General features: G+C 34.3%; 20 protein-coding genes and 1 pseudogene. 6 read left to right on the forward strand and 15 right to left on the reverse strand.

Going from position 1 to position 24,249, the window contains the following annotated elements:
* Window positions 1–3: 3 nt before the first annotated feature.
* Entirely contained in the window at window positions 4–975 is a 972-nt protein-coding gene (locus CO726_RS16930) for a glycosyltransferase family 2 protein (RefSeq protein WP_099685026.1), read from the forward strand.
* 30 nt (window positions 976–1,005) lie between these two features.
* Here CO726_RS16930 and CO726_RS16935 read toward each other — a convergent pair whose 3' ends face one another.
* On the reverse strand, window positions 1,006–1,878 hold the full coding sequence (locus CO726_RS16935; RefSeq protein WP_098759018.1) for a TetR/AcrR family transcriptional regulator: 873 nt from the start codon (window positions 1,876–1,878) through the stop codon (window positions 1,006–1,008).
* Between the two features lie 140 nt (window positions 1,879–2,018).
* Between CO726_RS16935 and CO726_RS16940 the strand changes: the two genes are divergently transcribed.
* Window positions 2,019–5,135, forward strand: coding sequence for an efflux RND transporter permease subunit (locus CO726_RS16940; protein ID WP_099685027.1), 3,117 nt, complete (start codon window positions 2,019–2,021; stop codon window positions 5,133–5,135).
* Window positions 5,136–5,162: 27 nt separating this feature from the next.
* Here the strand turns inward: CO726_RS16940 and msrB are convergent, their stop codons facing one another.
* From msrB to lytS, 6 genes are all read right to left on the reverse strand, one after another.
* On the reverse strand, window positions 5,163–6,128 hold the full coding sequence (gene msrB / locus CO726_RS16945) for a peptide-methionine (R)-S-oxide reductase MsrB (RefSeq protein WP_099685028.1): 966 nt from the start codon (window positions 6,126–6,128) through the stop codon (window positions 5,163–5,165).
* Window positions 6,129–6,229: 101 nt separating this feature from the next.
* Window positions 6,230–7,264, reverse strand: coding sequence for an AI-2E family transporter (locus CO726_RS16950; protein WP_099685029.1), 1,035 nt, complete (start codon window positions 7,262–7,264; stop codon window positions 6,230–6,232).
* Window positions 7,265–7,589: 325 nt separating this feature from the next.
* Window positions 7,590–8,282: an antiholin-like protein LrgB gene (gene lrgB, locus CO726_RS16955; protein ID WP_000168869.1), complete on the reverse strand. Its 693-nt coding sequence runs from the start codon at window positions 8,280–8,282 to the stop codon at window positions 7,590–7,592.
* Between the two features lie 35 nt (window positions 8,283–8,317).
* On the reverse strand, window positions 8,318–8,749 hold the full coding sequence (lrgA, locus tag CO726_RS16960) for an antiholin-like murein hydrolase modulator LrgA (protein WP_098759014.1): 432 nt from the start codon (window positions 8,747–8,749) through the stop codon (window positions 8,318–8,320).
* A gap of 132 nt (window positions 8,750–8,881) precedes the next feature.
* Window positions 8,882–9,622, reverse strand: a complete 741-nt coding sequence (locus tag CO726_RS16965) for a LytR/AlgR family response regulator transcription factor (RefSeq protein ID WP_099685030.1) — start codon at window positions 9,620–9,622, stop codon at window positions 8,882–8,884.
* Window positions 9,600–11,369, reverse strand: a complete 1,770-nt coding sequence (lytS, locus tag CO726_RS16970; protein WP_099685031.1) for a two-component system sensor histidine kinase LytS — start codon at window positions 11,367–11,369, stop codon at window positions 9,600–9,602. The genes CO726_RS16965 and lytS overlap by 23 nt, the downstream gene beginning before the upstream one ends.
* A 328-nt stretch (window positions 11,370–11,697) precedes the next feature.
* Here lytS and CO726_RS16975 point away from each other — a divergent pair, with 328 nt between their 5' ends.
* Window positions 11,698–12,996 carry an MFS transporter gene (locus tag CO726_RS16975; protein WP_099685032.1) on the forward strand — a complete coding sequence of 433 codons (1,299 nt, stop codon included), beginning with the start codon at window positions 11,698–11,700 and terminating at the stop codon, window positions 12,994–12,996.
* A 135-nt stretch (window positions 12,997–13,131) separates the two neighbouring features.
* Here the strand turns inward: CO726_RS16975 and CO726_RS16980 are convergent.
* Window positions 13,132–13,341: pseudogene (locus tag CO726_RS16980) on the reverse strand (BCCT family transporter); the annotation flags it as partial.
* 62 nt (window positions 13,342–13,403) lie between these two features.
* On the reverse strand, window positions 13,404–14,474 hold the full coding sequence (locus CO726_RS16985; RefSeq protein ID WP_099685033.1) for a nitric oxide synthase oxygenase: 1,071 nt from the start codon (window positions 14,472–14,474) through the stop codon (window positions 13,404–13,406).
* 216 nt (window positions 14,475–14,690) lie between these two features.
* On the opposite strand from CO726_RS16985, the gene sodA reads away from it, so the two are divergent.
* Window positions 14,691–15,317 (forward strand): superoxide dismutase [Mn], encoded by a 627-nt coding sequence (sodA, locus tag CO726_RS16995; RefSeq protein ID WP_099685034.1) that lies wholly within the window; start codon window positions 14,691–14,693, stop codon window positions 15,315–15,317.
* 88 nt (window positions 15,318–15,405) lie between these two features.
* Here the strand turns inward: sodA and CO726_RS17000 are convergent, their stop codons facing one another.
* The 4 genes from CO726_RS17000 to trhA form a co-directional block, all read right to left on the reverse strand.
* A complete protein-coding gene (locus CO726_RS17000) occupies window positions 15,406–16,293 on the reverse strand; it encodes an NAD-dependent epimerase/dehydratase family protein (protein ID WP_136699694.1) in 888 nt (295 codons plus the stop codon).
* A 99-nt stretch (window positions 16,294–16,392) separates the two neighbouring features.
* Window positions 16,393–16,983 carry an AmiS/UreI family transporter gene (locus CO726_RS17005; RefSeq protein ID WP_000542569.1) on the reverse strand — a complete coding sequence of 197 codons (591 nt, stop codon included), beginning with the start codon at window positions 16,981–16,983 and terminating at the stop codon, window positions 16,393–16,395.
* A 625-nt stretch (window positions 16,984–17,608) separates the two neighbouring features.
* On the reverse strand, window positions 17,609–18,625 hold the full coding sequence (gene galE, locus CO726_RS17010; RefSeq protein ID WP_099685035.1) for a UDP-glucose 4-epimerase GalE: 1,017 nt from the start codon (window positions 18,623–18,625) through the stop codon (window positions 17,609–17,611).
* A 220-nt stretch (window positions 18,626–18,845) separates the two neighbouring features.
* Window positions 18,846–19,493, reverse strand: a complete 648-nt coding sequence (gene trhA / locus CO726_RS17015; RefSeq protein WP_099685036.1) for a PAQR family membrane homeostasis protein TrhA — start codon at window positions 19,491–19,493, stop codon at window positions 18,846–18,848.
* Between the two features lie 164 nt (window positions 19,494–19,657).
* Here trhA and CO726_RS17020 point away from each other — a divergent pair, with 164 nt between their 5' ends.
* The gene (locus tag CO726_RS17020) at window positions 19,658–20,218 is read left to right on the forward strand and encodes a DUF1836 domain-containing protein (protein WP_098759005.1); all 561 of its coding nucleotides are present in this window, start codon (window positions 19,658–19,660) and stop codon (window positions 20,216–20,218) included.
* Window positions 20,219–20,258: 40 nt separating this feature from the next.
* On the opposite strand, the gene dbpA is transcribed toward CO726_RS17020, so the two are convergent.
* Together dbpA and CO726_RS17030 are read right to left on the reverse strand one after the other, a co-directional pair.
* Window positions 20,259–21,704, reverse strand: a complete 1,446-nt coding sequence (gene dbpA / locus CO726_RS17025) for an ATP-dependent RNA helicase DbpA (protein ID WP_099685037.1) — start codon at window positions 21,702–21,704, stop codon at window positions 20,259–20,261.
* A 188-nt stretch (window positions 21,705–21,892) separates the two neighbouring features.
* Complete coding sequence (locus CO726_RS17030) at window positions 21,893–22,924, reverse strand: acyltransferase (protein WP_099685038.1); 1,032 nt, start codon at window positions 22,922–22,924, stop codon at window positions 21,893–21,895.
* A 240-nt stretch (window positions 22,925–23,164) separates the two neighbouring features.
* Here CO726_RS17030 and guaC point away from each other — a divergent pair, with 240 nt between their 5' ends.
* Window positions 23,165–24,148 (forward strand): GMP reductase, encoded by a 984-nt coding sequence (gene guaC / locus CO726_RS17035; RefSeq protein WP_098577431.1) that lies wholly within the window; start codon window positions 23,165–23,167, stop codon window positions 24,146–24,148.
* Window positions 24,149–24,249: the final 101 nt, after the last annotated feature.

The raw sequence follows: 24,249 nt of genomic DNA on the forward strand, positions 1-24,249 counted from the left end.
AACATGCAAAAATTAATTTCGGTTGTAGTTCCTATGTACTTCGAGGAAGAAGTAGCACAGGAATGTTATAACCGTTTAAAGTCCGTTATGCTTCAAAATGATATTAATTACGAGTTTGTATTTGTAAATGACGGTAGCACAGACCGTACCATGGAAATCTTATCTGAAATTGCAGCAAATGATTATCGTACAAAAATCGTTAACTTCGCACGTAACTTTGGACACCAAGTAGCTGTTACAGCTGGTATCGCTGCTGCAAAAGGTGACGCTATTGTAATTATAGATGCAGACTTACAAGATCCACCTGAAGTTATTCCTGAACTTATTGCAAAATGGGAAGAAGGATATGAAGTTGTTTATGCAAAACGTAAACAACGTAAAGGTGAAACTTGGTTCAAACTTTTAACAGCTAAATATTTCTATAAATTCTTAAACTACATGTCTGATATCGATATCCCAAAAGACACTGGTGATTTCCGAATCATCGATCGCAAAGTAGCTGATGTTTTCAATCAAATGACGGAACGAAATCGTTTCATCCGCGGTATGATGTCTTGGGTTGGCTTCCGCCAAACGTATGTTGAATATGAGCGTGATGAGCGCTTTGCTGGTGAAACAAAATATCCATTAAAGAAAATGATTAAATTTGCATCTGATGGCATTATTGCATTTTCAACAAAACCGTTACGTATCGTTATGACTTTAGGTTTATTATCAGTTCTCATTTCAATAATTGTTTTACTATATACAATTACTGTAAAAATCATTGGCACTGATACGCAAACAGGTTGGGCATCCATTATGGTTGCTATTACATTCTTTAGTGGTATTCAGTTACTTGGCCTTGGCATCGTCGGCCAGTATATTGCTCGTATTTATGACGAAAGTAAAAACCGTCCGATTTATATCGTGAAAGAAACAATTAATATTGAGCAAGAAGAGACTACACAAACAAAAGAAAAAGTGAATGCATAATAAAAAAGGTAACAATGAAAACTATCATTGTTACCTTTTTATATTGTAATACCCCATAAGCCTCAAACGAAATTCTTTTAAATTTGGATATACCTCTAAATTAGATAACATCCCTTGAATAACCGGGATCCTTGGATTTTGCAATCTCATTTCTGCCTCCAAAACATCTAGTGTAACAAGCAATTCCTCATCTTCTAGTTGATCAGCTAATGTGCGTTTAAACACAATAATTTCCTTTAAAAAATGTTCCTTAACCTGTTCCTTAATGAGTTCTGATTTACAAAGAAATTCTCCAAGCTTTTCTTCATGCAAAACGGGTTCTTCCGAAGATTCTACCAATCCATCTACTAAATCATCTACTCTTTTCAAAATAAAAGCAGAGACATAAGATAAGTCAATTTCTGGTGCTTGTAAAATAATTAGTTCTAAATAGCCACGGCATATTCCTTCTACCATAATGACTAAATCTAATAAATATGGCATAACCTTGTCACCATAAATAGACAGTAAACTATTCCGATAAAATGCGTGAGACTCTAACTTCATCCGCATCATAAACTCTTCCACTTCTTTATTAAAAGGAATAGCATTTTCCCTCGCATGCATAATAATAAATTCCTTATGCTTCTGTATATCGTTAAACTGGCAATGCAATTGTTTTGCAAATTTTTCACGTGGTAATAATGATTCTTTATCAATATCCATCATTTTATTTTGAATCTTGTCATAGTAATATCGAAGTGTTGCTAATAAAAGCTCATCTTTCGATTTAAAATATAAATAGAAAGCTCCCTTAGATATGCCGCAAGCTGTCACAATTTCCTGTACTGATGTCGCATTTACACCCTTAGTCGCAAATAACTTCATAGCCGATTCTATAATTAAACGCTCTTTTTCTTTCATATCTTCTCTCCTAAATTTAATCTCGCATCTTATTATGAATTTATTATACCATCTCTTTTCATTGACGACTGACCAAATGGTCAGTTATATTATGTGTTAGACTGACCATTTGGTCAATACAATAAAAAGGGAGCGCAAACATGAACAAAATCATTAATTTCTCGTTAAAAAATAAGTTCGCAGTTTGGCTACTAACCATTATTGTTACCATTGCAGGTATTTATTCTGGGCTTAACATGAAGCTGGAAACAATTCCTGATATTACAACACCTGTTGTAACAGTAACCACGGTTTATCCTGGTGCTACACCAGAAGAAGTAGCTGATAAAGTTTCAAAACCAATGGAAGAGCAACTGCAAAATTTAAGTGGTGTAAACGTTGTTAATTCATCATCTTTTCAAAACGCATCTTCTATTCAGGTAGAATATGATTTTGATAAAAATATGGAAAAGGCTGAAACAGAAATTAAAGAATCTCTCGCAAATGTGAAACTGCCAGAAGGCGTAAAGGACCCGAAAGTTTCACGTGTAAACTTCAATGCCTTTCCTGTTATTTCATTAAGTGTAGCAAGTAAAAATGAATCTTTAGCTACCTTAACTGAAAATGTAGAAAAAAATGTTGTTCCAGGATTAAAAGGACTTGATGGGGTCGCATCTGTTCAAATTTCAGGTCAACAAGTAGATGAAGTGCAAATTGTCTTCAAGAAAGATAAGTTGAAAGAATTAGGTTTAAGTGAAGATACTGTAAAAAATGTAATTAAAGGATCGGATATATCTTTACCACTTGGCTTATATACATTTAAAGACACAGAAAAATCAGTTGTTGTAGATGGGAATATTACAACAATTAAAGCATTAAAAGAATTAAAAATCCCTGCTGTTCCTTCATCAGCAAGCGGTCAAGGTAGTCAAAATGCTGGAGCTGTTACACAAGTGCCGCCAATGAATCCAGCCGCTATGAACGGGATTCCGACAGTTACATTAGACGAAATTGCTGACATTAAAGAAGTCGGAAAAGCAGAATCTATTTCTCGAACAAATGGAAAAGAAGCAATTGGAATTCAAATTGTGAAAGCTGCTGACGCGAATACAGTTGATGTTGTAAATGCTGTTAAAGATAAAGTAAAAGAACTTGAGAAAAAATATAAAGACTTAGAGATTATTTCAACATTCGACCAAGGTGCACCGATTGAGAAATCAGTAGAAACCATGCTGAGCAAAGCCATTTTTGGTGCTATCTTTGCGATTGTTATTATTATGCTGTTCCTACGAAATATCCGAACAACATTAATTTCGGTCGTTTCCATACCACTTTCTTTATTAATTGCTGTTTTAGTCATAAAGCAAATGGATATTACGCTTAACATTATGACGCTCGGGGCAATGACAGTCGCTATCGGGCGCGTCGTCGATGACTCAATTGTTGTTATTGAAAACATTTACCGACGTATGTCATTATCAGAAGAAAAACTACGTGGGAAAGATTTAATTCGTGAAGCTACGAAGGAAATGTTTATCCCAATTATGTCTTCTACCATTGTAACAATCGCGGTATTCTTACCGCTTGGACTAGTAAAAGGTATGATTGGTGAAATGTTCTTACCATTCGCCTTAACTATCGTCTTCGCCTTATTAGCATCGTTACTAGTAGCAGTTACAATCGTACCGATGCTAGCTCACTCTTTATTTAAAAAAGAGAGCATGAGAGAAAAAGAAGTACATCATGAAGAAAAAACAAGTAAATTAGCAAACATTTATAAACGCATACTTGCATGGGCTTTAAATCATAAAATTATTACATCAAGTATTGCTGTCCTTCTATTAGTTGGTAGTCTTGCACTTGTGCCAATTATCGGTGTAAGCTTCTTACCAGCTGAAGAAGAAAAAATGATCATTACAACGTACAATCCTGAACCAGGTCAAACGTTAGAAGACGTTGAAAAAATTGCTACAAAAGCTGAAAAGCACTTCCAAGATAATAAAGACGTCAAAACAATTCAATTCTCATTAGGTGGAGAAAACCCAATGAGCCCTGGTCAATCAAATCAAGCAATGTTCTTCGTACAATATGATAACGACACGAAAAACTTTGAAAAAGAGAAAGAACAAGTCGTTAAAGATTTACAGAAGATGTCTGGAAAAGGTGAATGGAAAAACCAAGATTTCGGAGCGAGTGGCGGTAGTAATGAAATTAAACTATACGTTTACGGAGATAGCTCTGAAGAAATTAAGCCTGTCGTAAAAGATATTCAAAATATCATGAAGAAAAATAAAGACTTAAAAGATGTAGACTCTAGTATTGCAAAAACGTATGCAGAATACACTTTAGTCGCAGATCAGGAAAAACTAAGTAAAATGGGTCTAACGGCTGCACAAATCGGAATGGGACTTTCTAATCAACATGATCGCCCTGTTCTGACAACAATTAAAAAAGACGGTAAAGATGTCAATGTATATGTAGAAGCTGAAAAGCAAAATTATGAAACAATCGATGACTTAACAAATCGTAAAATTACAACGCCACTTGGTAATGAAGTGGCTGTGAAAGATGTGATGACTGTAAAAGAAGGAGAAACTTCGAATACAGTGAAACACCGCGATGGCCGTGTTTATGCAGAAGTAAGTGCAAAACTAACATCTGATGACGTTTCAAAAGCATCCGCCGCGGTTCAAAAAGAAGTAGATAAAATGGATCTTCCTTCCGGCGTAGATGTTTCTATGGGCGGGGTTACAAAAGATATTGAAGAATCATTTAAACAACTTGGTTTAGCGATGTTAGCTGCGATTGCCATTGTATACTTCGTTCTTGTTGTTACATTTGGCGGTGCTCTTGCACCATTCGCAATTTTATTCTCGCTACCATTTACAATCATCGGAGCTCTTGTTGCCTTATTAATCTCTGGTGAAACGTTAAGTGTCTCTGCAATGATCGGTGCCCTTATGTTAATCGGTATCGTTGTAACAAACGCAATCGTGCTTATCGACCGCGTTATTCATAAAGAAAATGAAGGTCTATCAACACGTGAAGCTTTATTAGAAGCTGGTGCAACACGCCTGCGTCCTATCTTAATGACTGCAATTGCAACAATCGGTGCCCTTATCCCGCTCGCATTAGGATTTGAAGGTAGCGGCTTAATTTCTAAAGGACTTGGTGTAACAGTAATTGGTGGATTAACAAGTTCAACATTATTAACACTTCTTATTGTTCCAATCGTTTATGAAGTATTAAGCAAGTTCAAAAAGAAAAAAGCAAAATAACAAAAAATAACCTCGCTAACTGCGAGGTTATTTTTTATTTCCAAACAAGATTAGGAAATCACCATAGCCTTCTTTTTCTAATTCCTCTTTTGGAATAAATCGAAGAGCTGCTGAATTTATACAATAGCGAAGTCCATTCGGTCCTGGACCATCTGGAAATACGTGCCCGAGATGTGAATCTCCTTCCTTACTTCTCACTTCCGTACGTGTCATATTATGACTCACATCCATTTTTTCTTTCACACTAGCTGACATAACTGGCTTCGTAAAACTAGGCCATCCACATCCGCTATCAAATTTATCTAAAGAAGTAAATAGAGGTTCACCCGAAACGATATCTACATAAAGACCTTCTTCTTTATGATTCCAATACTCATTTCGAAATGGTGGTTCCGTTCCATTTTCCTGTGTTACATAAAACTGCATCTCATTGAGTTTTTCTTTTAAATGAGCATTATCCTTTGGCCAATGTTGCTTAATAAATGCATCTCGCCCTGAGCCCTTACGGTATAACTCGTAGCGGAATGTGTTTTTCTTATGATATCCTTGGTGATATTCTTCAGCCGGATAAAATGTAGCAGCTGGCAATATTTTTGTCGCAATCGGTTTTGAAAAACGCCCACTCTTTGCAAGCTCTTCTTTTGAAGCCTCTGCTTTTTTATGTTGTTCTTCATTATGATAAAAAATCACTGTTTCGTAAGACTGTCCGCGATCATGGAATTGCCCACCTATATCAGTCGGATCAATTTGTCTCCAATATATATTTAATAACTCCTCATACGGCATTTTATTTGCATCAAATGTAATTTGTACTGCCTCATAATGTCCCGTCGTTTCTGAACATACTTCTTTATATGTTGGATTCTCTTTATGACCACCTGTATAGCCAGAAACAACCTTTATAATTCCTTCCATCTCTTCAAATGGCGAAACCATACACCAAAAGCAACCTCCAGCAAATGTAGCTAACTCTACTTTTTCATTTACAGCCATTACTTCACCCCTATTCTATCTTCTCCTTACAGTATGGCATAAGAAACATCATGTTATAAAAGAAAAAGCATCGAACATCGATGCTTTTTCTTTTCTTCACTTTATTTTTTCCCAACTTCCTTCTCCATTTCATCACTTGTCACATCTAAGACATCTAATAAGAAAATGAAGATTGGAATACCGATAATTAATCCCCATACACCTAAGAAGTGTTCTGAGAAAATTAATACCATAAACGTATAGAAAATCGGTAAGTTTGTTTTTTGCGACATAAACTTCGGATTTAACACGTAACTTTCAAGCGCATGAATGACTGTTACGATAATTAAAATATAAACCACGTACATAATACCGCCGATATTGTAAGCAATCATACAAAGCGGGAATAACGAAATGATAACCCCAGCTACTGGAATTAAACCGAGTAAGAAGATCATTAATGCTAAACCTAATAATTGTGGGAATCCTAATATCCATAGTGCAATAACGGATAAAACACAGTTAACAACTGCAATTAAAAATTGTGCTTCGATTACTTTTCCGAATGAACGTGCAAATTTCTTACCAAAGTACTCGATTTCAGTATAGAAAATTGCAAGTCGGCTTTCTTTAAATTTTGCAGTAAAAGCAACGATACGAGATTTCTCCAATAAGAAAAATAAACTTAAAATTAAAGAAAGTAAAACTTGAAGTCCGAACTTCCCGACATTTGTAATCGATTTATACAAAATGTCTACACCTTGTCCTACATATTTAGAAAGTTCCATATGATTGACAGCATTAACTGCATACTTTATTAATTCACTATCTGGTGGGTTTCTTAAAAATACATTAAATTGATAAATCAATTGTGAAATTTGTATCGTTAATACTGGTAAATATTTAAATAGCGTAATAGCAATTCCACCAATTAACATTACATATAGAAATGCGATAATGAGCTTTCGATTAATGGGCATAAAGTGGTCTAATTTGCGAGAAATAAACTTTTGGAATCGATCCATTAAATACGTAAGAATAAACGTAATTAATATTAGATTCAACATACTTTGCAGCCCATATAACACGAGAGCAAGTATTACTAATACGAGTAACCTCTGAAATCCTTTGCTTTGAAACAGGTTTTTTATTTGCATAATCGACGAGTACTCTCTCCTGTCCTATAAAGTAAAACGTTAATAAGTAGATTTTTCTCTCTTTTCTACTTTTAATTATTTATTCATATTAAGATTTTTATAAGCTCATTATACGCCTACATTAGCAGGTCTATAGTAGCTTACTTCTTATTTTACAATACAATGACCTAATTCAAAACGTATTCTACACAGTATTAATGAAGATTTAAGGAAACTTACATATTGTTTAAATAGGTCTTACCACTACTGTAACATAAAAAGCAAGCTATCAGTAGAAATCTGTTCTACAAATAGCTTGCTTTTCTCATTTTTTAAGTAAGTTTTACTATCCAATGAATGGCATGAACATCGGTATGACAACTACAGTTACAACCCCTACTACCGTTACAGCAATACTTGCCATAGCTGCCTCTACTTCACCCATTTCAATTCCTACTGCCACTCCTAATGCATGACCTGCTGTTCCAAGCGCTAAACCTTTTGCAATTGGATGTTTCACTCTAAATGTTTTTAAGAATAATGCTCCTAATGCGTATACAATAACTGCGTTAAAAATAACTGCAAACGATGTAATTGCTGGTATACCACCAATGCTTTCAGAGATTGGTAGCGCAATTGCTGTTGTTGCTGCTTGTGGTAACATTGAATTCATTACTGCTGTATCTAGACCAATTGCTTTTGCAACAATGAACACGACAATTACTGAACAAATAGATCCAACTACGATAGCTGATAAAATTTGCCACCAATATTTTTTTAACTTATCAACTTGTTTATATAATGGAATTGCAAACGCGATTGTTGCTGGTTCTAAGAAGAAACTAATCATTTTTCCGCCAGTATTATATTCTTCAAAAGTAAAGTTGCCTACTTTTAGAAAGACAATCCCTAAAACCATCGCTACGAATAACGGTGTAAATAAGAAGAACCCTTTTGAATGCTTGAATAATAATGTTCCGATTCCGTATGCAATTAATGAAACGACGATTCCGAAATATGGAGTCATTGTGCTTGCCATGTTCATTACCCCCTAACAATATATAACTACAATGGTTACGCAACCTTTCCGTGCTTGCGTCCTTTATTTACTACTTTCAATTCTTTCGTATCTTTTGTTTCTTTTTCATCTTTTCCTAAAATGAATTGTGCAAATAGTCCTGTTACAGCGAGTAAAATAACTGTTGCTACAACAATTACAGTTAAAATTTGTACAAAGTATTGTCCCATTACACCAAGAGAATTAATAACTGAAATACCTGATGGTACGAATAGGAATCCGATAATACCTGTTAAAGCTGTTCCGAGTGATTCAACTTGCTCCAATTTAATAACTTTTAAACATAATAGGCTAAATAAAATGACTAATCCGATCACCGATGAAGGCATCGGAATTGGTAAATGTGTTGCAATAATATTAGAAACTAACATAATAGCTGAAAATATGAATGCTTGTGATAAGAAACTATATACTTTTTTCGTACTCATTTTGGCCACCTCTTTCGATTTGGTACCTTTATTGTATAGGATGTAAGCGAATAGGTAAGCGTTTACATAACAGAGCGTCAAATATACAGAATCAGTTACAAATATAAAAGGATGAAATACAAAAGCTGCTTCTTAAATACGAAGCAGCTTCTTGAGTTCTTTTGCATATGTACGGCTAACAGGTACTTTCGATCCTTCTTTCATGATTAAATTATAAGTAGAATTAAACCATGGCTGAATTTCAGTAATATGATTAATATTCGCAATAAAGCTACGATGGACACGCATAAAACTTGCCTGTGGCAACTTCTTTTCCAAAATCACAAGTGTATCGTGTGTTACATACGTTTCCCTCATCGTTTTTACTGTCACTTTCCCATCTACAAGTCCTACATATATAATATCTTCAATATTCACAAGTACGATTGATTCTTCAATTGGTAATGCTAATTTATGCATCTCTGCTGTTACATCTGTCCCCTTTATTTCGTGCTTCGTTTCTATTTGCGCTTGTTTTTGTTTTTTATACTTCTTTAATGTCTGCATAATACGCTCTTCATCAAATGGCTTTAAAATGTAATCTAACGCATCTACTTCAAATGCTTGCAACGCATATTGATCATAGGCAGTAGCAAACACAATTGCAGGTGGATTTTTCATCTTCTTTAATATATTTGCGATTTCAAATCCGTTATCATCAGATAGCTGAATATCTAGGAAAACAATATCTGGTTTGTTTTGCATTAGCTCTTCTAATGCATCTTCTACACAATCAGCCTCACCTATTATTTCTACTTCTTTTGTTTGCTCTAATAAATATTTCAATTCATCCCGTGCTAACATTTCATCGTCAACTACTAATACTTTTAACACTCCGTTTTTCCTCCCCTACTTTTTTCGGAATTACAAATAGGATTTTTGTCCCTTGCTCTAATTCACTTTCAATTTGAAGCATTGTCTCTTTCCCAAATAACCCGATAAGTCGTTCATTAATATTATATAAAGCCGTTCCAGTCCCTTTCTTTGAGGAAACTACCATTTTTCCTAATTGATCAAGACGTTTCTGCTCGATTCCTTGTCCATTGTCTTTTACTTCAAAGTGAACCATACCCTCTTTTTCAAACACATGTACCTCCACTTTGCATACTGGTTGCTTCTTCGGAAAAGCGTGTCGCAATGCATTTTCAACCAATAGTTGAAGAACAAATGGTGGTACTAAAGTTGTCTTTAGTTCATCCTCGATATACATCTTTACTCCATACTTATTTGGGAACCTTGCTTGTTCTAGTGATAAGTATGCCTGTACATGGTTTAATTCTTGTTCTAGTGGAATCAATAATTGACGTGCCCCTTGCAAATTACAACGGAAATATACGCTAAGCTGCAGTAATAACTTCCTTGCTTTTTCTACATCTGTTCGGCATAAAGCTGATACGGTATTAATCGCATTAAATAAAAAATGCGGATTAATTTGTGCTTGTAATGCTTTTATCTCCGCATCTTGCAATAATTTACTTTGCAACTCAGCTTCACCTAATTCCAGTTGTGTAGAGAATATTTTTGCTAACCCTTCTGCTAATTCCTCTTCCACACGACTTAACTGGTTAGGATTTTTGAAATACAGTTTTAATGTCCCTATCGTATTTCCATGTGAAGTTAGTGGAATAACAATAGCAGCTTGTAAAGGGCAACCTTCATGTTGGCAATTAATAACCTCACGTGATTTCGCCTTCATTATTTTCCCTGTGTTTAACACTTCTTTCGATAAACCGGTTATTAAACTATGTGAAGGAATATGGTGATCTGATGCTAATCCAACATGAGCTAATATTTTCTCTGTATCTGTTAAGGATACCGCATCTGTTCCTGTAAAGCGGTGAATAATTTGTGCCACATGCTTACACGATTCTTCTGTTAAGCCTTGGCGAAAATATGGTAATGTTTTGTCAGCAATTCGTAATACTTTATGCGTTTGCAAAGCTTTCGCATTTTCTTCCTGGCGCAAAATAGCTTGTATCATAGACAGTAAAATAAAACTCCCAAAACTATTTACAAGGATCATTGGTATCGCAATTGTTTTCACAATATTAATTCCATCCTCTACGATTAATAGGATCATAATCATTTCTAAAGAAACGATAAATACACTTAAAATCGCTGAAAACTTAGGCGTAATTGTACGATTATATTTTTTGAAAATGTATCCAATATACCCTGTTATAACGCCTGCTAAAATTGATGAAATTGCACAACTTAGCGCTGTCGTCCCGCCAAGCATATAACGGTGAATACCAGCAATTGCTCCTACTCCAATTCCGACAATAGGGCCACCAAGCAATCCACTAATTCCAACACCCATAATACGTGTATTAGCAATTGTACTCGATGATGAAACACCTTGTAGCCAATTTTCATTCATAATTGTATTCCCTGCAATTTCAATTCCTGTGTAATTGCTTACAATTGTAAACACTGAAAAAATACAAATAAGCTTAAGCTTATCTACATACCCATCTTGCTTATGAAGAAGGCGCCTGAACGTTTTAATATGAGAAAGTAAAAATCCTAAAATAACAATAAGTCCGACACGTTCAATCATCATAAGTACTAAATTTAGCATCTGTGATTCATCCCTTTTTATATGAGTTAGTTTTATTATGGGAAAATAATGAAGTGTGCGTCAAGAAGAATGAAATATCTTTTGAAATATTTTACACATCACAATTCCCTCATTATTTGACAATGTAATAGAAGAGTGATAAAAATAAAGTAATATAATACAGTCCTTTAATCCAACCCCGTGAGGTTGAGAAGGAAGTCGGAATATACTATACGTATGGTCTTTTTTGGGGATACGTATGCTTTTTTGGCCTTCTCATCATATCTGGTGAGAAGGCCTTTTGTTATTCTTCCATAGCGACTGTAGAAAAAAATAAGGAGGAGTAATAATGAACGTCACTACTGATGTACAATCAACAATAGAGGAGACGAAAGAGAAAAGATATAAAACATTATTTGGTTCTGCGCTAGGATATGCAGCGGAAGGTTTAGATATGTTACTCTTATCTTTCGTACTCGTCTACATTTTAAAGGAATTTCATTTAAGCCCTGTTGAAGGTGGAAACTTAACATTAGCCACCACAATAGGAATGCTAATCGGGTCTTATTTATTTGGATTTATTGCTGATTTATTTGGGCGTATTCGTACGATGGCCTTCACAATCTTACTATTTTCACTAGCGACAGCACTCATTTATTTCGCAACAGATTATTGGCAATTATTAATTCTTCGCTTTTTAGTTGGAATGGGAGTTGGTGGTGAATTCGGGATTGGAATGGCCATCGTAACTGAAACATGGTCTAAAGAAATGCGTGCTAAGGCGACATCAGTTGTTGCACTTGGATGGCAATTTGGCGTATTAGTCGCTTCACTCCTTCCAGCATTTATCGTCCCACATTTTGGATGGAGAGCTGTTTTCTTATTTGGACTCATTCCCGCTTTATTAGCTGTTTATGTCCGCAAAAGTTTAAGTGAGCCGAAAATATGGGAACAAAAACAACGATATAAAAAAGAATTGTTACAAAAAGAAGTTGAAGGTACTTTAACAACTACTGAGGCAGAGCAACTAAAGCAAATGAAAAAGTTCCCACTTCGAAAGTTATTTGCAAATAAAAAAGTAACGATAACGACAATTGGTCTTATTATTATGTCATTCATCCAGAACTTCGGATATTATGGGATTTTCACATGGATGCCAACTATTTTAGCGAATAAATATAACTATACATTAGCAAAAGCGAGCGGTTGGATGTTCATCTCTACAATCGGCATGCTAATTGGAATTGCAACTTTTGGTATTCTAGCCGATAAAATTGGTCGTCGTAAAACTTTTACAATCTATTATGTCGGTGGTACTATATACTGTCTCATTTACTTCTTCTTATTCACAGATTCAACACTATTATTATGGGGAAGTGCATTGCTTGGATTCTTTGCAAATGGCATGATGGGAGGATTCGGAGCAATTTTAGCTGAAAACTATCCTGCTGAAGCTCGTTCTACAGCAGAAAATTTTATTTTCGGTACAGGACGTGGTTTAGCTGGATTTGGACCTGTTATTATCGGTTTACTCGCTGCAGGTGGTAATATAATGGGAGCACTATCTCTCATCTTTATTATCTATCCAATCGGTTTAGTTACAATGCTATTATGTGTCCCAGAGACAAAAGATAAAGTATTAGAATAGATTAAAACTATACGAAATGTTTGTTCAAGTACTATCCCCTTCAGGAAGAGTAGTTGGATAAATAGAAAAGAGGAAGCATCTCAAATGAAATGCTTCCTCTTTTTATATAAATAAAACATACAATTTGTTTATTCTTTATTTTGATTTACTAGCTTTTTGGAACAAGAAGGAAGTTTTATCTTCTTCTCTTACAATACCTTGTTTTAATGCTAATTCCCCTGCAACTTTAGGTGCTAGCCATAGCATTGGGAATAACAGAATTGATACTGTGACAGCTGTTACGACGATGAATGATTGCAACGCATTCATACTTCCCTCACCCATGTATAAAAGAATCGCTGCAAAACTGCTATCTAACAGGAATTAAAAAAATTTAAATTTCACGATTGATAACTCTATATTACTAACTATTTATGAAAGAAATTCGGCTTCAAAATTTCATTCGGATACGGTTTATGATAAATATGAGTGGTAGCTGGAGATAACGGTGGAATGAGCCACACCCAATTGCCCGTTACAACACGACCACAAGCAGCTTCTTGCTTCTCAAATTGCTGAAATTGTTGTGCAGCAGTGTGGTGATCAACAATACTAACTCCTTGTTTTTTAAAGGAATGTAACACAGCCACGTTTAATTCAATTAATGCCTTATCTTTCCATAAAGTACCGTTTCTCGATGTATCTAAATCCATCATCTCCGCAACGGCTGGCAGTAAATTGTAACGATCATGATCCGCTAAATTACGCGCCCCAATCTCCGTTCCCATATACCATCCATTGAACGGGGCAGCTGTATAGGAAATGCCACCAATTTCTAATCGCATATCTGAAATCATCGGTACTCCATACCATTTTGCTCCAAGTGATGAAATCGGGTATTCTGGGTGTTCAATTGGTACTTCTTTCACTTCTTTTTTAGGAATTTCTTTATATACAGGTTCTTTTCCATCAACAGAAAATACAAGTGGTAATACATCGAAATTCGTACCTTCTCCTTGCCAGCCAAGTTCCTGACAAAAATCTGTAAATGCGGCGGAATGAGAGTCACCAATCACTCCCATTTCTGTTTTATATCCTGCATATCGAATCAATTGGTGATTATAAATTCGTATATTATTTTCTTTACCTTGATATTGCTTAAAAATTGTAATTGTCGGTTTCACTTTTCCGTCGTTCGTTGCATATTTAATATGATGAATTAATGCATTATATACACCTTCCTCATCATTTACTTCACGTGCATCTAATATGTGCATCTTACTCCAAAATAGTCTTCCAATACATCGATTACTATTGCGCCATGCCATGCGCGATCCATGAACAAGTTCTTCAAATGTATGCTCATACGTCCCCGTCTTCTCTATCTCAACTTGAATTTCTTTCACACGCTCTTCTATGAATTGTTCTTTATTAAGCTCTTTATAGCAAATCGTAATAAAATGACTTGCTTCCTCTATTAATTGTTTCGTTTTACTCATAAACGATCTCCTTCTATCTCAACAAAACGTTACTACTTTACAGTATAAGCAAAAAGGATAAGAGTCACAAATGAAAGTGAAAGTGTTACTTTTATTGTAATATTTTTCAGAAAATTAAAAGGATTACTATTGACTTACATGAAAAATAGGTGTATTTTTGACTCAGGTAAATTATTTTTACCTTGACCAACTTTTAAAAAGAAAGGAGGTAATGTTATGTCTTCATTTCAATTACCAAAGCTTTCATATGACTATGATGAACTAGAGCCGTATATCGATAGCAACACGCTTTCTATTCATCATGGAAAGCACCATGCGACATACGTAAACAATTTAAATGCTACTTTAGAAAATTATACGGAATTACATAATAAATCTTTAGAAGAGTTACTATGTAATTTAGATACTTTACCAAAGGAAATTGTTACAGCTGTCAGAAATAACGGTGGTGGACATTATTGTCATAGTCTTTTTTGGGAAGTAATGAGCCCACGAGGTGGCGGTGAGCCTAATGGAGACGTTGCAAAAGTCATTGATTATTATTTCAATACCTTTGACAACTTAAAAGATCGGCTGTCCAAAGCAGCTATTAGTCGTTTTGGTAGTGGATATGGGTGGCTTGTTCTTGACGGTGAAAAACTTTCTGTTATGAGTACACCAAATCAAGATACACCTCTGCAAGAAGGTAAGATTCCATTACTCGTCATCGATGTATGGGAACACGCCTATTATTTAAAGTATCAAAATCGGCGTCCAGAATTTGTTACCAATTGGTGGCATACAGTGAACTGGGACCAGGTAAATGAAAAGTATTTACAAGCAATTCAATCACAAAAACATTAGTCGTGCGTATAAGGTAAGTTTGGTAATGTAAAATTAGTATTGTCGAAATCCTCCAGAATCCCCCGGATTGCCACCGGGGGATTTATGATTATTTCATTGCATGTATGTAATAACGTAATACTTGTTCTATCTCTATTTTCAACTCTCGGAACGGGAATCCTAATTCACTAGCTTTTCCATTATGTAATGTACAATTAATCACTTTATTATAAGGCGCTACATTATTTCCTACCTCTTGAACGAGTGCTTTTATTCCCATGTTTTCTTCTATGAAATGAATCATTTCTCTAGTAGAAACTACTCCGTTGCTACAAGCATTAATTGGCCCTTCTATGTCCTTCATCCCGCACCAAGCTAAAAATTCTCCTGCTTCTTTCTCATGTATAAATGACAACTCTCCATCTAAATGCTTCACCGCGACAGGCTCTTGCCCCGCAATATGTTCAACGTAAAATTGTAACCTTTTCGTATAATCGTTTTCTCCAATAACAACTGGAAAACGCACTGCAACAACAGGGAATGTTGCTTGTTGAAATAAAACCGCTTCGGCTAATCGCTTGCCTTCACTATAATTAAAATCCTTCCTATCCCCATACGTAATGGCATACTCATGCGGATTAAAGTTCTCTTCTAACAAGCCTATTTCTGGCTCGTAAACAGCCATTGAAGATGTCATAACGTATTTCTTCGTTTTTCCTCGTAACACTTCACATATTAACTTCGCTGCATTCGAGCTATAACATAAATTATCGTATACAATATCATAACTTTTATCTTCTAGACGCTCTGCTAGTTGTTTTTCGTCTTCTCTATCTACAATCAGTCTTTTTACTGTACTTCCGAAAGAATCTTCTGTAATTCCTCTCGTCGCAATCGTTACATCGTGTCCATCATGCAAAAGCGCTTCTACTAAATGTTTACCAAAAAATCTTGTTCCCCCTAGCACCAATACTTTTTTCAACTTCATCATCCCCATTTTGATAAAATGTAAAATACTACCTCTCTATTATAAATGCTCATATATAAAAAGCACGGAATTCGTTTAACGATTCCATGCTTTTCTACAGAACATATATTAACGTACTCGATATTTATAAATACAATAACAGAAGTATAAAATAGAAATTACTGATACATAAACCCATAGTTCATATACGAATCCCTCTCCCCATACTCCCATAAAATAAAAGAGTGAAGGCAATGTCAATGTTACCCATGATTGTACGAAGGCAATCCTTCCAAGATATTGATTGATATTCTTTTTTTGTGTATTTAATACAAAGAATAAATACCACAGTAATGCCCACATAAACCACGTTAACGCATTCACAACATCGTGGAATTGAACAAATGAAACAACCATATAGAATAAAGCAATAATTGCTACCCAAATACAAAACCACCCTAGACCGCTACTATCCATTCCTTTTATAAAGGTAACACCTACATATAAATAGGTTAATCCAAATAAGAAAGTAGCTGCATATGAATAAACTGTCCAATTGCTTTGGTCAGAAATCATGATCAAATAGAATGGAATAATAATTTGCAGTGCACCTACAAATAAATTAAAAACACCCGCACTTTTCATCTCTGCTTTTCCTAATATAACAAGACTGTTTAAAAATAAAGCTGCACCCGAAAGTAATAATCCTACGTAACCCATATATCCTCATGTGAAAACCTTACATTTTCACACTGTACCCTCCCCATCTTGTAAAAATTATATTATTTCTTATTCTCCTTCTTATTTACAACTACATACAAAGTTTTTTCGAAAATAAGTCAGACTTCCTACCTTAAAAACCAATAAAAAACCCCTTCAATACATGCCATACAGTAATCATGTCAATCGAAATGTATCACATGGTAAAAACGCTTTCAATAATGCATAACTCAATTAAAAGCTAATAGGATTATTTGATTATAAACGCACTTTAACAATGATACAAGTATTAGAATACTCTTCAATATTACATTTTTTATTTCTAGAAAAAATTAATAGAATGATGCATTTTCCCTATCTCATTCTATCAATGATCTGTATAAAATATTGTACAATCATATTAAATTAGAAAGGTTTGATATATATACCTCCTCATTATCCAAATGAATCTATTATTCATTCAACAGGTGTATTAACAAGAGATCCTACAACAGTTTCAGCAGTAATAAACATTGTAAATTTAGATGCATATTACTGACCTCAGGTAACATCATAAAACACAGAATTCATTATATACATACAATAAAAATAAAGTATCCTATAAAAGAATACTTTAGTAACTACCCTAAATCATTTGATAGCCATTTTTATTATTTACCTGCCATCTCCAAGAATCTACACACATCTCTTCTAACCCATATTCAGCTTCCCATCCTAATTCTCGTTTCGCTTTAGATACATCAGCAAAACATATTGCTACATCACCAGGACGGCGCCCTATCACCTTATAAGGTATTTTTTTACCCGAAACCTTCTCAAAAGCCTTTACCATCTCCAATACACTATACCCTTTACCTGTGCCAAGGTTATATGCCTCGATTCCTTCCGTCTCAAGTACTTTCTCAAGTGCCTTTACATGTCCTTTTGCAAGGTCAACAACGTGAATATAATCACGGACACCCGTCCCATCTTTTGTTGGATAATCGTTTCCGAATATATTTAGCTCCTTTAACTTACCTACCGCTACCTGCGTTACATATGGCATTAAATTATTCGGAATCCCATTTGGATCTTCTCCAATACGACCACTTTTATGCGCTCCAAATGGATTGAAATAACGTAGTAACGCAATACTCCATTCATCATCCGCTTTTGCTACATCACGCATAATTTGCTCAATCATTAATTTTGTTTGCCCATATGGATTTGTCACACTCAACGGAAATTCTTCTGTAATTGGTGATGTTTTTGGAATTCCATATACAGTTGCAGATGAACTAAAAATAAATTTTTTAACATTGTGTTTCTGCATCACATCACATAGTATGATTGTACTTATTATATTGTTATAATAATATGTAAGCGGAATTGTAGTCGATTCCCCCACTGCTTTAAATCCAGCAAAATGTATGACCGCTTCAATGTTATGTTTCAAAAAAATCTCATTCATTTTTTCACGATTTAAAACACTTTCTTTATAAAATTTAAATTGTTTTCCTGTTATTTCTTCTACTCGGTTTAGAGACTCTATTGAACTATTTGAAAGATTATCTACGACTATAATTTTATAATTATTATTTAATAATTCTATACACGTATGACTACCAATATATCCTGCTCCACCTGTTATAAGTATCGCCATATATATAGTCCCCCACTAATTATTAATTATAAAATTTTATACCTTAATACACATCTATCCTATCACAAAGAGACTGATAATTCTAAAAAATTTTCGGTTATTTTTTATACAAAAAAGAGCCACATAACGTTTACGTTATGCAACTCTTCAACATACATATGTGTCTATATATTTTTTTATTAATCAAGAAACATAACAATCACTTGGAAGTTTCACATTATTAAATTACGTAATAATATACACTTAAAAAGTGGGCAAGACTTCCCAATAACACGAAAACATGAAAAATTTCATGATGCCCCATATATTTAAACTCTAACCATTTTAGCTTTGTTCCATAAATAAATCCACCTATTGTATAAAGAATACCTCCAAACACTAGGAGCACCATACCTCCTACACTTAAGTTAGCTGCTAACGGTGCAAAGAATAGAACAATTAACCAGCCCATCGTAATATAAATTGCTGTTGATAACCATCTGGGGCAACTAAACCAAAACATTTTAAAAACAATACCACAAATGGCAGTTGCATAAACTAAACAAAATAATAATAAACCGTTTGCGGAATGTAATGTAATTAAACAAAATGGTGCATATGTACCTGCAATCAATATAAAAATCATAGAGTGATCAAGCTTCCTAAAGAAATAAATAACACGTTCACTGGCTACAACACTATGATATACAGCTGATGCTGTATACAGAACCATCATTCCGATACCAAACAAAATAACAGCTGTAATTGACGCAAAAGATGGCATCTTAACAGAAACTTTTACAAGCATAGCTAATAATGCAATAAATGATAATACAGCTCCTCCCAAATGGGTAAAAGCATTAACTGGTTCTCTTATATACGCATTCATATAAACACCCCTCATATAATTACATGTAGTTTTGATAACTACATGTAATTATATACACATTATTATTAGAGGTCAACATTTACAATTCATTTGTTTCGTAATACCATATTTAGAGATAAACTAAACATTATGCTCCACTAAGTTATAAAAGTGAGGGGTTCTACGTGGAAAATATAAATAAATTACTTGAAACATTACATTTAGAAAAAAATATTACGCTTGAGGATATTCCAAATGTCGACTTGTATGTAGACCAGGTTGTCCAACTATTTGAAAATACTTATGGGGATACAACAAGAACCGATGATGAAAAAGTATTAACAAAAACAATGATTAACAATTATGCAAAAGGGAAATTGTTTATTCCAATCAAAAATAAAAAATACTCAAAAGATCATATGATTTTAATCAGCTTAATTTATCAATTAAAAGGGGTCCTTTCTATTAATGACATAAAAAGCTCCTTAGAAAATATAAATGAATCCTTATTAAGCGATAATTCATTCGAATTAAATACGCTATATAAAGATTATCTTACTCTTACCGAAAACAACGTCGAAAGCTTTAAACAAGACGTAAATAACCGTGTTTCAGAAGTAAGTGAGATTTCTTCCTTAGAAGATCCAAAACTAGAAAAGTTTCTATTACTAAACTCCTTAGTGAATATGAGTAATATGTATAGACGTTTAGCAGAAAAGTTAGTCGATGACTTAAAAGAATCTTAAATAAAAAACTATCCACCTATTAAGGTGGATAGTTTTTTATTTACTTATTTGCCTCATGGACTTTCAATTGCTTACCTTTTATCGTTGTATTTTTCATGACCTTTAAAACGAGCGGTCCTTTTCCGTTTAATATTTCAACATACGAAACATTATCTTGTATTGTAATAATACCTATATCTTCAGCGGAAACACCTTGAATTTTAGCAATGGTACCGACGAAATCCACCGCCCTAATTTTCTTTTTCTTCCCGCCATTAAAGTACAGTTTCATAATTCCTTTATTTATATCCGCATTTTTATCTTTCTTTATAATTGGTTTAGCGTGTATTTTCTCTTCAAATACAGCTTTCCCTTTCATAACGTCCTCTTTTGAAGGTGCGTGTGCCTTAGGAATTGCAAAACCAATGTACGCCTCAATCTCTTCTAAAAATCTATTTTCATACGGCGTTATAAATGTAATGGCTTTTCCGCTATTCCCAGCTCGTCCCGTTCTTCCTGTACGGTGTACATAACTTTCTTTTTCTAATGGAATATCGTAATTAATAACATGTGTAATATTATCAATATCAATCCCTCTCGCAGCTACATCCGTTGCTACTAAATAACGGAACTTTCCTTTTCTGAAATCATCCATAACTTCAAAACGATCTTCCTGTACCATACCACCGTGTATTTTGTCACAAGGATAATTAACTCGTTTTAACTGTCTATACACATGGTCTACGTTTTCTTGTGTACGACAAAAAATAATGCAACTGTCTGGATTTTCAATCATGGTTACGTCTTTAAGGAGTGAAAGCTTCTCTTCTTCCCTTACTTCAAAAAGGGTATGTTCAATTTTATCTGTTGTAATCCCGGCTGCCTTAATTTCAATATGAGTTGGTGCATTCATATATGTACGTGATAACCTTTCAACATCTTCCGGTAGTGTTGCTGAAAATAGCATTGTCATTCTGTTTGTAGGTAATTCATCGATAATTGCCTCTACTTGATCGATAAAGCCCATGTTTAACATTTCATCTGCTTCATCAATTACTAAATATTTTAACAGATCTAAAGAAAGGGTCCCTTTTTCAATATGATCCAACACACGTCCTGGAGTCCCTACTACAATATGTGTCTTTTGCTTTAACTCTAATTTTTGACGTGCAAATGGAGATTTACCATAAATTGCAGCAGCTTTAATTCTTTTGAATCGCCCTATATTTGTAATATCTTCTTTTACTTGAACAGCAAGTTCCCTCGTCGGTGTTAAAACTAATGCTTGTGGTTTATTCTCTTCCCACTCTACCATTTCACAAAGTGGTATACCGAACGAAGCCGTTTTTCCGCTTCCCGTTTGCGACTTTACAACAAGGTCCTTCTTTTGCAATGCAACTGGGATAACCTCTCCTTGCACTTCTGTTGGATGCTCATACCCTAAACCAGTAAGTGCTCGTATTATTTCTTTACTTAATGCATAATTACTAAAGCTTTTTTTACTCATATGTTAACCTCATTTGATTTTATATTTAACTAATTGTGTTCTTCATGTCTCACTTTAGACTATAGTAAGATACTATATTAATCCACTGTTTTTAATTCGTTTCAACTTAAATTTATTTAAGTATAATTTTAAAATAGTAAAGGGCAGCCTTAATAATAAGTCTGCCCTATCTATACCATATTCATTTTTTACGGAACTAGTTTTTTCACAACTGGTATTCTTTGCAATACTAACGTGATTACCATACTAAAAACAATTGTAATCGTTACATTAATAGGTATTGCCAATATTGCATGTACACGCTCATTTACTTTAGGGAAAACCATGTACAATGAGTTATTTAATAAGAAGAAGTGAAGAATATAGATTCCAAGGCTTGCTTGATTTATAAAACGTAATAAGAACGGTAATTCTCGTTCTGAATTTTGGAAAGCATATTTGAAAAATACAAATAATCCAATTGCCATCAGTACAACGCCTGGCGCAAAGTAGCCGTACCAAAACTGCTCTAACTGTCCGTTTGCTTTTACTGTATAGTAATAAGTAATAAAGAATGTACTAATAAATCCTACAAATCCTCCAATGTAAGAAATATTTCTCCATTTTTTTGAAATATCAAAATTAGATAAATAATAACCAAGTAGGAAATACCCTACATAATTCGTAACGTAAAATAATTCAATATTAAAGTTGATAGGATAATAATATTTCGCTAAATTGACTACAACAGATGCATATAGCCATAAAATTAAAAAGTATTCTATTTCTCTTTTTTTAGCGTTCTTCACAAAGATTTTCAGTAGAGGTGTAATCAAGTATATCCCTACAATCATGTATAAGAACCACAAATGTCCCCCAATAGTATCCGTTAAAAAGTGCTTGATCCCTTGCTTTAAAGATGCTGGGAAATATCCTGCATATGCTCCATATGCATAAAATATAGCGCTCCAAGCTACAAAAGGTATAATCACTTTACTTGCGCGCTTCTGTAAAAATTCCCCGACTGAAATATCTTTTGTCCCCTTTAACAATAAAGCTCCACTAATCATTACAAAAATCGGAACACTCGCACGTGAAATCGATTCAAATAGATTACCAGCCATCCAGCGTGAAACGTTATTTGCATCTAAAACGGAAACATAACCAGCTGCAACGTGAATTGTAACAACTGCGATTGTCGCTAATACTCGCAACCAGTCCATATACATTAATCGCTTCATTAAAATCTCTCCCAATTTTGTATATTTAATTTTTTCTTTGCCACACATAATTTTATATCAGAAAATTCTTTATTGAAACATTATTTTGACAACAAAACCTATAATTAACTTAAATAGACTCAATTTTTAAATATAAACATGAAAACCTTTGACTTATGAGTGAAAATAATGTAAATTATCCTTTGGACGAACATTTTTAAACAAAACGAATAAAACATTCGTATTTTAGGGGTGTAAATGATGGAAAACGTATTTGACTATGAAGACATTCAATTAATTCCTGCAAAATGCATTGTAAATAGCCGCTCTGAATGTGATACAACTGTCACTTTAGGAAAACATAAATTTAAATTACCTGTCGTACCTGCAAACATGCAAACGATTATTGATGAAAGAATTGCAACTTATTTAGCTGAAAACAATTACTTCTATATCATGCATCGTTTCCAACCAGAGAAACGAATCTCATTCATTAGAGATATGCAATCACGTGGATTAATCGCTTCTATTAGCGTTGGTGTAAAAGAGGACGAGTATGAGTTCATACAACAATTAGCTGCTGAGCAACTTACACCTGAATACATCACGATTGATATCGCGCACGGACATTCTAATGCTGTGATCAACATGATTCAACATATTAAAAAGCATTTACCAGAAAGCTTCGTTATCGCTGGAAACGTTGGAACTCCAGAAGCGGTAAGAGAATTAGAAAACGCTGGTGCTGACGCAACAAAAGTTGGTATTGGACCTGGTAAAGTTTGTATTACTAAAATTAAAACAGGCTTTGGAACTGGCGGTTGGCAACTAGCTGCACTTCGCTGGTGTGCAAAAGCTGCAAGTAAGCCAATTATCGCTGACGGTGGTATTCGTACACACGGCGACGTAGCTAAATCTATTCGATTTGGGGCGACTATGGTTATGATCGGTTCTCTATTCGCTGGTCATGAAGAGTCTCCAGGGGAAACAATCGAAAAAGACGGCAAACTTTATAAAGAGTACTTCGGTTCTGCTTCTGAATTCCAAAAAGGCGAGAAGAAAAACGTTGAAGGTAAGAAAATGTTCGTTGAGCATAAAGGTTCTTTAGAAGACACTTTAATCGAAATGGAACAAGATCTTCAATCTTCTATCTCTTACGCTGGTGGAACAAAATTAGACTCAATTCGTACTGTAGATTATGTAGTCGTGAAAAACTCTATTTTCAACGGTGATAAAGTATATTAATTTTTAAATTTAACTCGAAGGACAAGTATTTTTATGCTTGTCCTTCTTTTTATGTATGAAAATGTTAAATATTTTAATTTAACTGAATTTTCTAGTATCAT

This window comes from Bacillus fungorum (assembly GCF_002746455.1).
Lineage (GTDB): Bacteria > Bacillota > Bacilli > Bacillales > Bacillaceae_G > Bacillus_A > Bacillus_A fungorum.

Coding starts and splice junctions, on each gene's coding strand:
- CO726_RS16930 (WP_099685026.1), top strand. CDS start 4: ATGCAAAAATTAATTTCGGTTGTAGTTCCTATGTACTTCGAGGAAGAA.
- CO726_RS16935 (WP_098759018.1), bottom strand. CDS start 1,878: ATGAAAGAAAAAGAGCGTTTAATTATAGAATCGGCTATGAAGTTATTT.
- CO726_RS16940 (WP_099685027.1), top strand. CDS start 2,019: ATGAACAAAATCATTAATTTCTCGTTAAAAAATAAGTTCGCAGTTTGG.
- msrB (WP_099685028.1), bottom strand. CDS start 6,128: ATGGCTGTAAATGAAAAAGTAGAGTTAGCTACATTTGCTGGAGGTTGC.
- CO726_RS16950 (WP_099685029.1), bottom strand. CDS start 7,264: ATGCAAATAAAAAACCTGTTTCAAAGCAAAGGATTTCAGAGGTTACTC.
- lrgB (WP_000168869.1), bottom strand. CDS start 8,282: ATGGCAAGCACAATGACTCCATATTTCGGAATCGTCGTTTCATTAATT.
- lrgA (WP_098759014.1), bottom strand. CDS start 8,749: ATGAGTACGAAAAAAGTATATAGTTTCTTATCACAAGCATTCATATTT.
- lytS (WP_099685031.1), bottom strand. CDS start 11,369: ATGCTAAATTTAGTACTTATGATGATTGAACGTGTCGGACTTATTGTT.
- CO726_RS16975 (WP_099685032.1), top strand. CDS start 11,698: ATGAACGTCACTACTGATGTACAATCAACAATAGAGGAGACGAAAGAG.
- CO726_RS16985 (WP_099685033.1), bottom strand. CDS start 14,474: ATGAGTAAAACGAAACAATTAATAGAGGAAGCAAGTCATTTTATTACG.
- sodA (WP_099685034.1), top strand. CDS start 14,691: ATGTCTTCATTTCAATTACCAAAGCTTTCATATGACTATGATGAACTA.
- CO726_RS17000 (WP_136699694.1), bottom strand. CDS start 16,293: ATGGGGATGATGAAGTTGAAAAAAGTATTGGTGCTAGGGGGAACAAGA.
- CO726_RS17005 (WP_000542569.1), bottom strand. CDS start 16,983: ATGGGTTACGTAGGATTATTACTTTCGGGTGCAGCTTTATTTTTAAAC.
- galE (WP_099685035.1), bottom strand. CDS start 18,625: ATGGCGATACTTATAACAGGTGGAGCAGGATATATTGGTAGTCATACG.
- trhA (WP_099685036.1), bottom strand. CDS start 19,493: ATGAATGCGTATATAAGAGAACCAGTTAATGCTTTTACCCATTTGGGA.
- dbpA (WP_099685037.1), bottom strand. CDS start 21,704: ATGAGTAAAAAAAGCTTTAGTAATTATGCATTAAGTAAAGAAATAATA.
- CO726_RS17030 (WP_099685038.1), bottom strand. CDS start 22,924: ATGAAGCGATTAATGTATATGGACTGGTTGCGAGTATTAGCGACAATC.
- guaC (WP_098577431.1), top strand. CDS start 23,165: ATGGAAAACGTATTTGACTATGAAGACATTCAATTAATTCCTGCAAAA.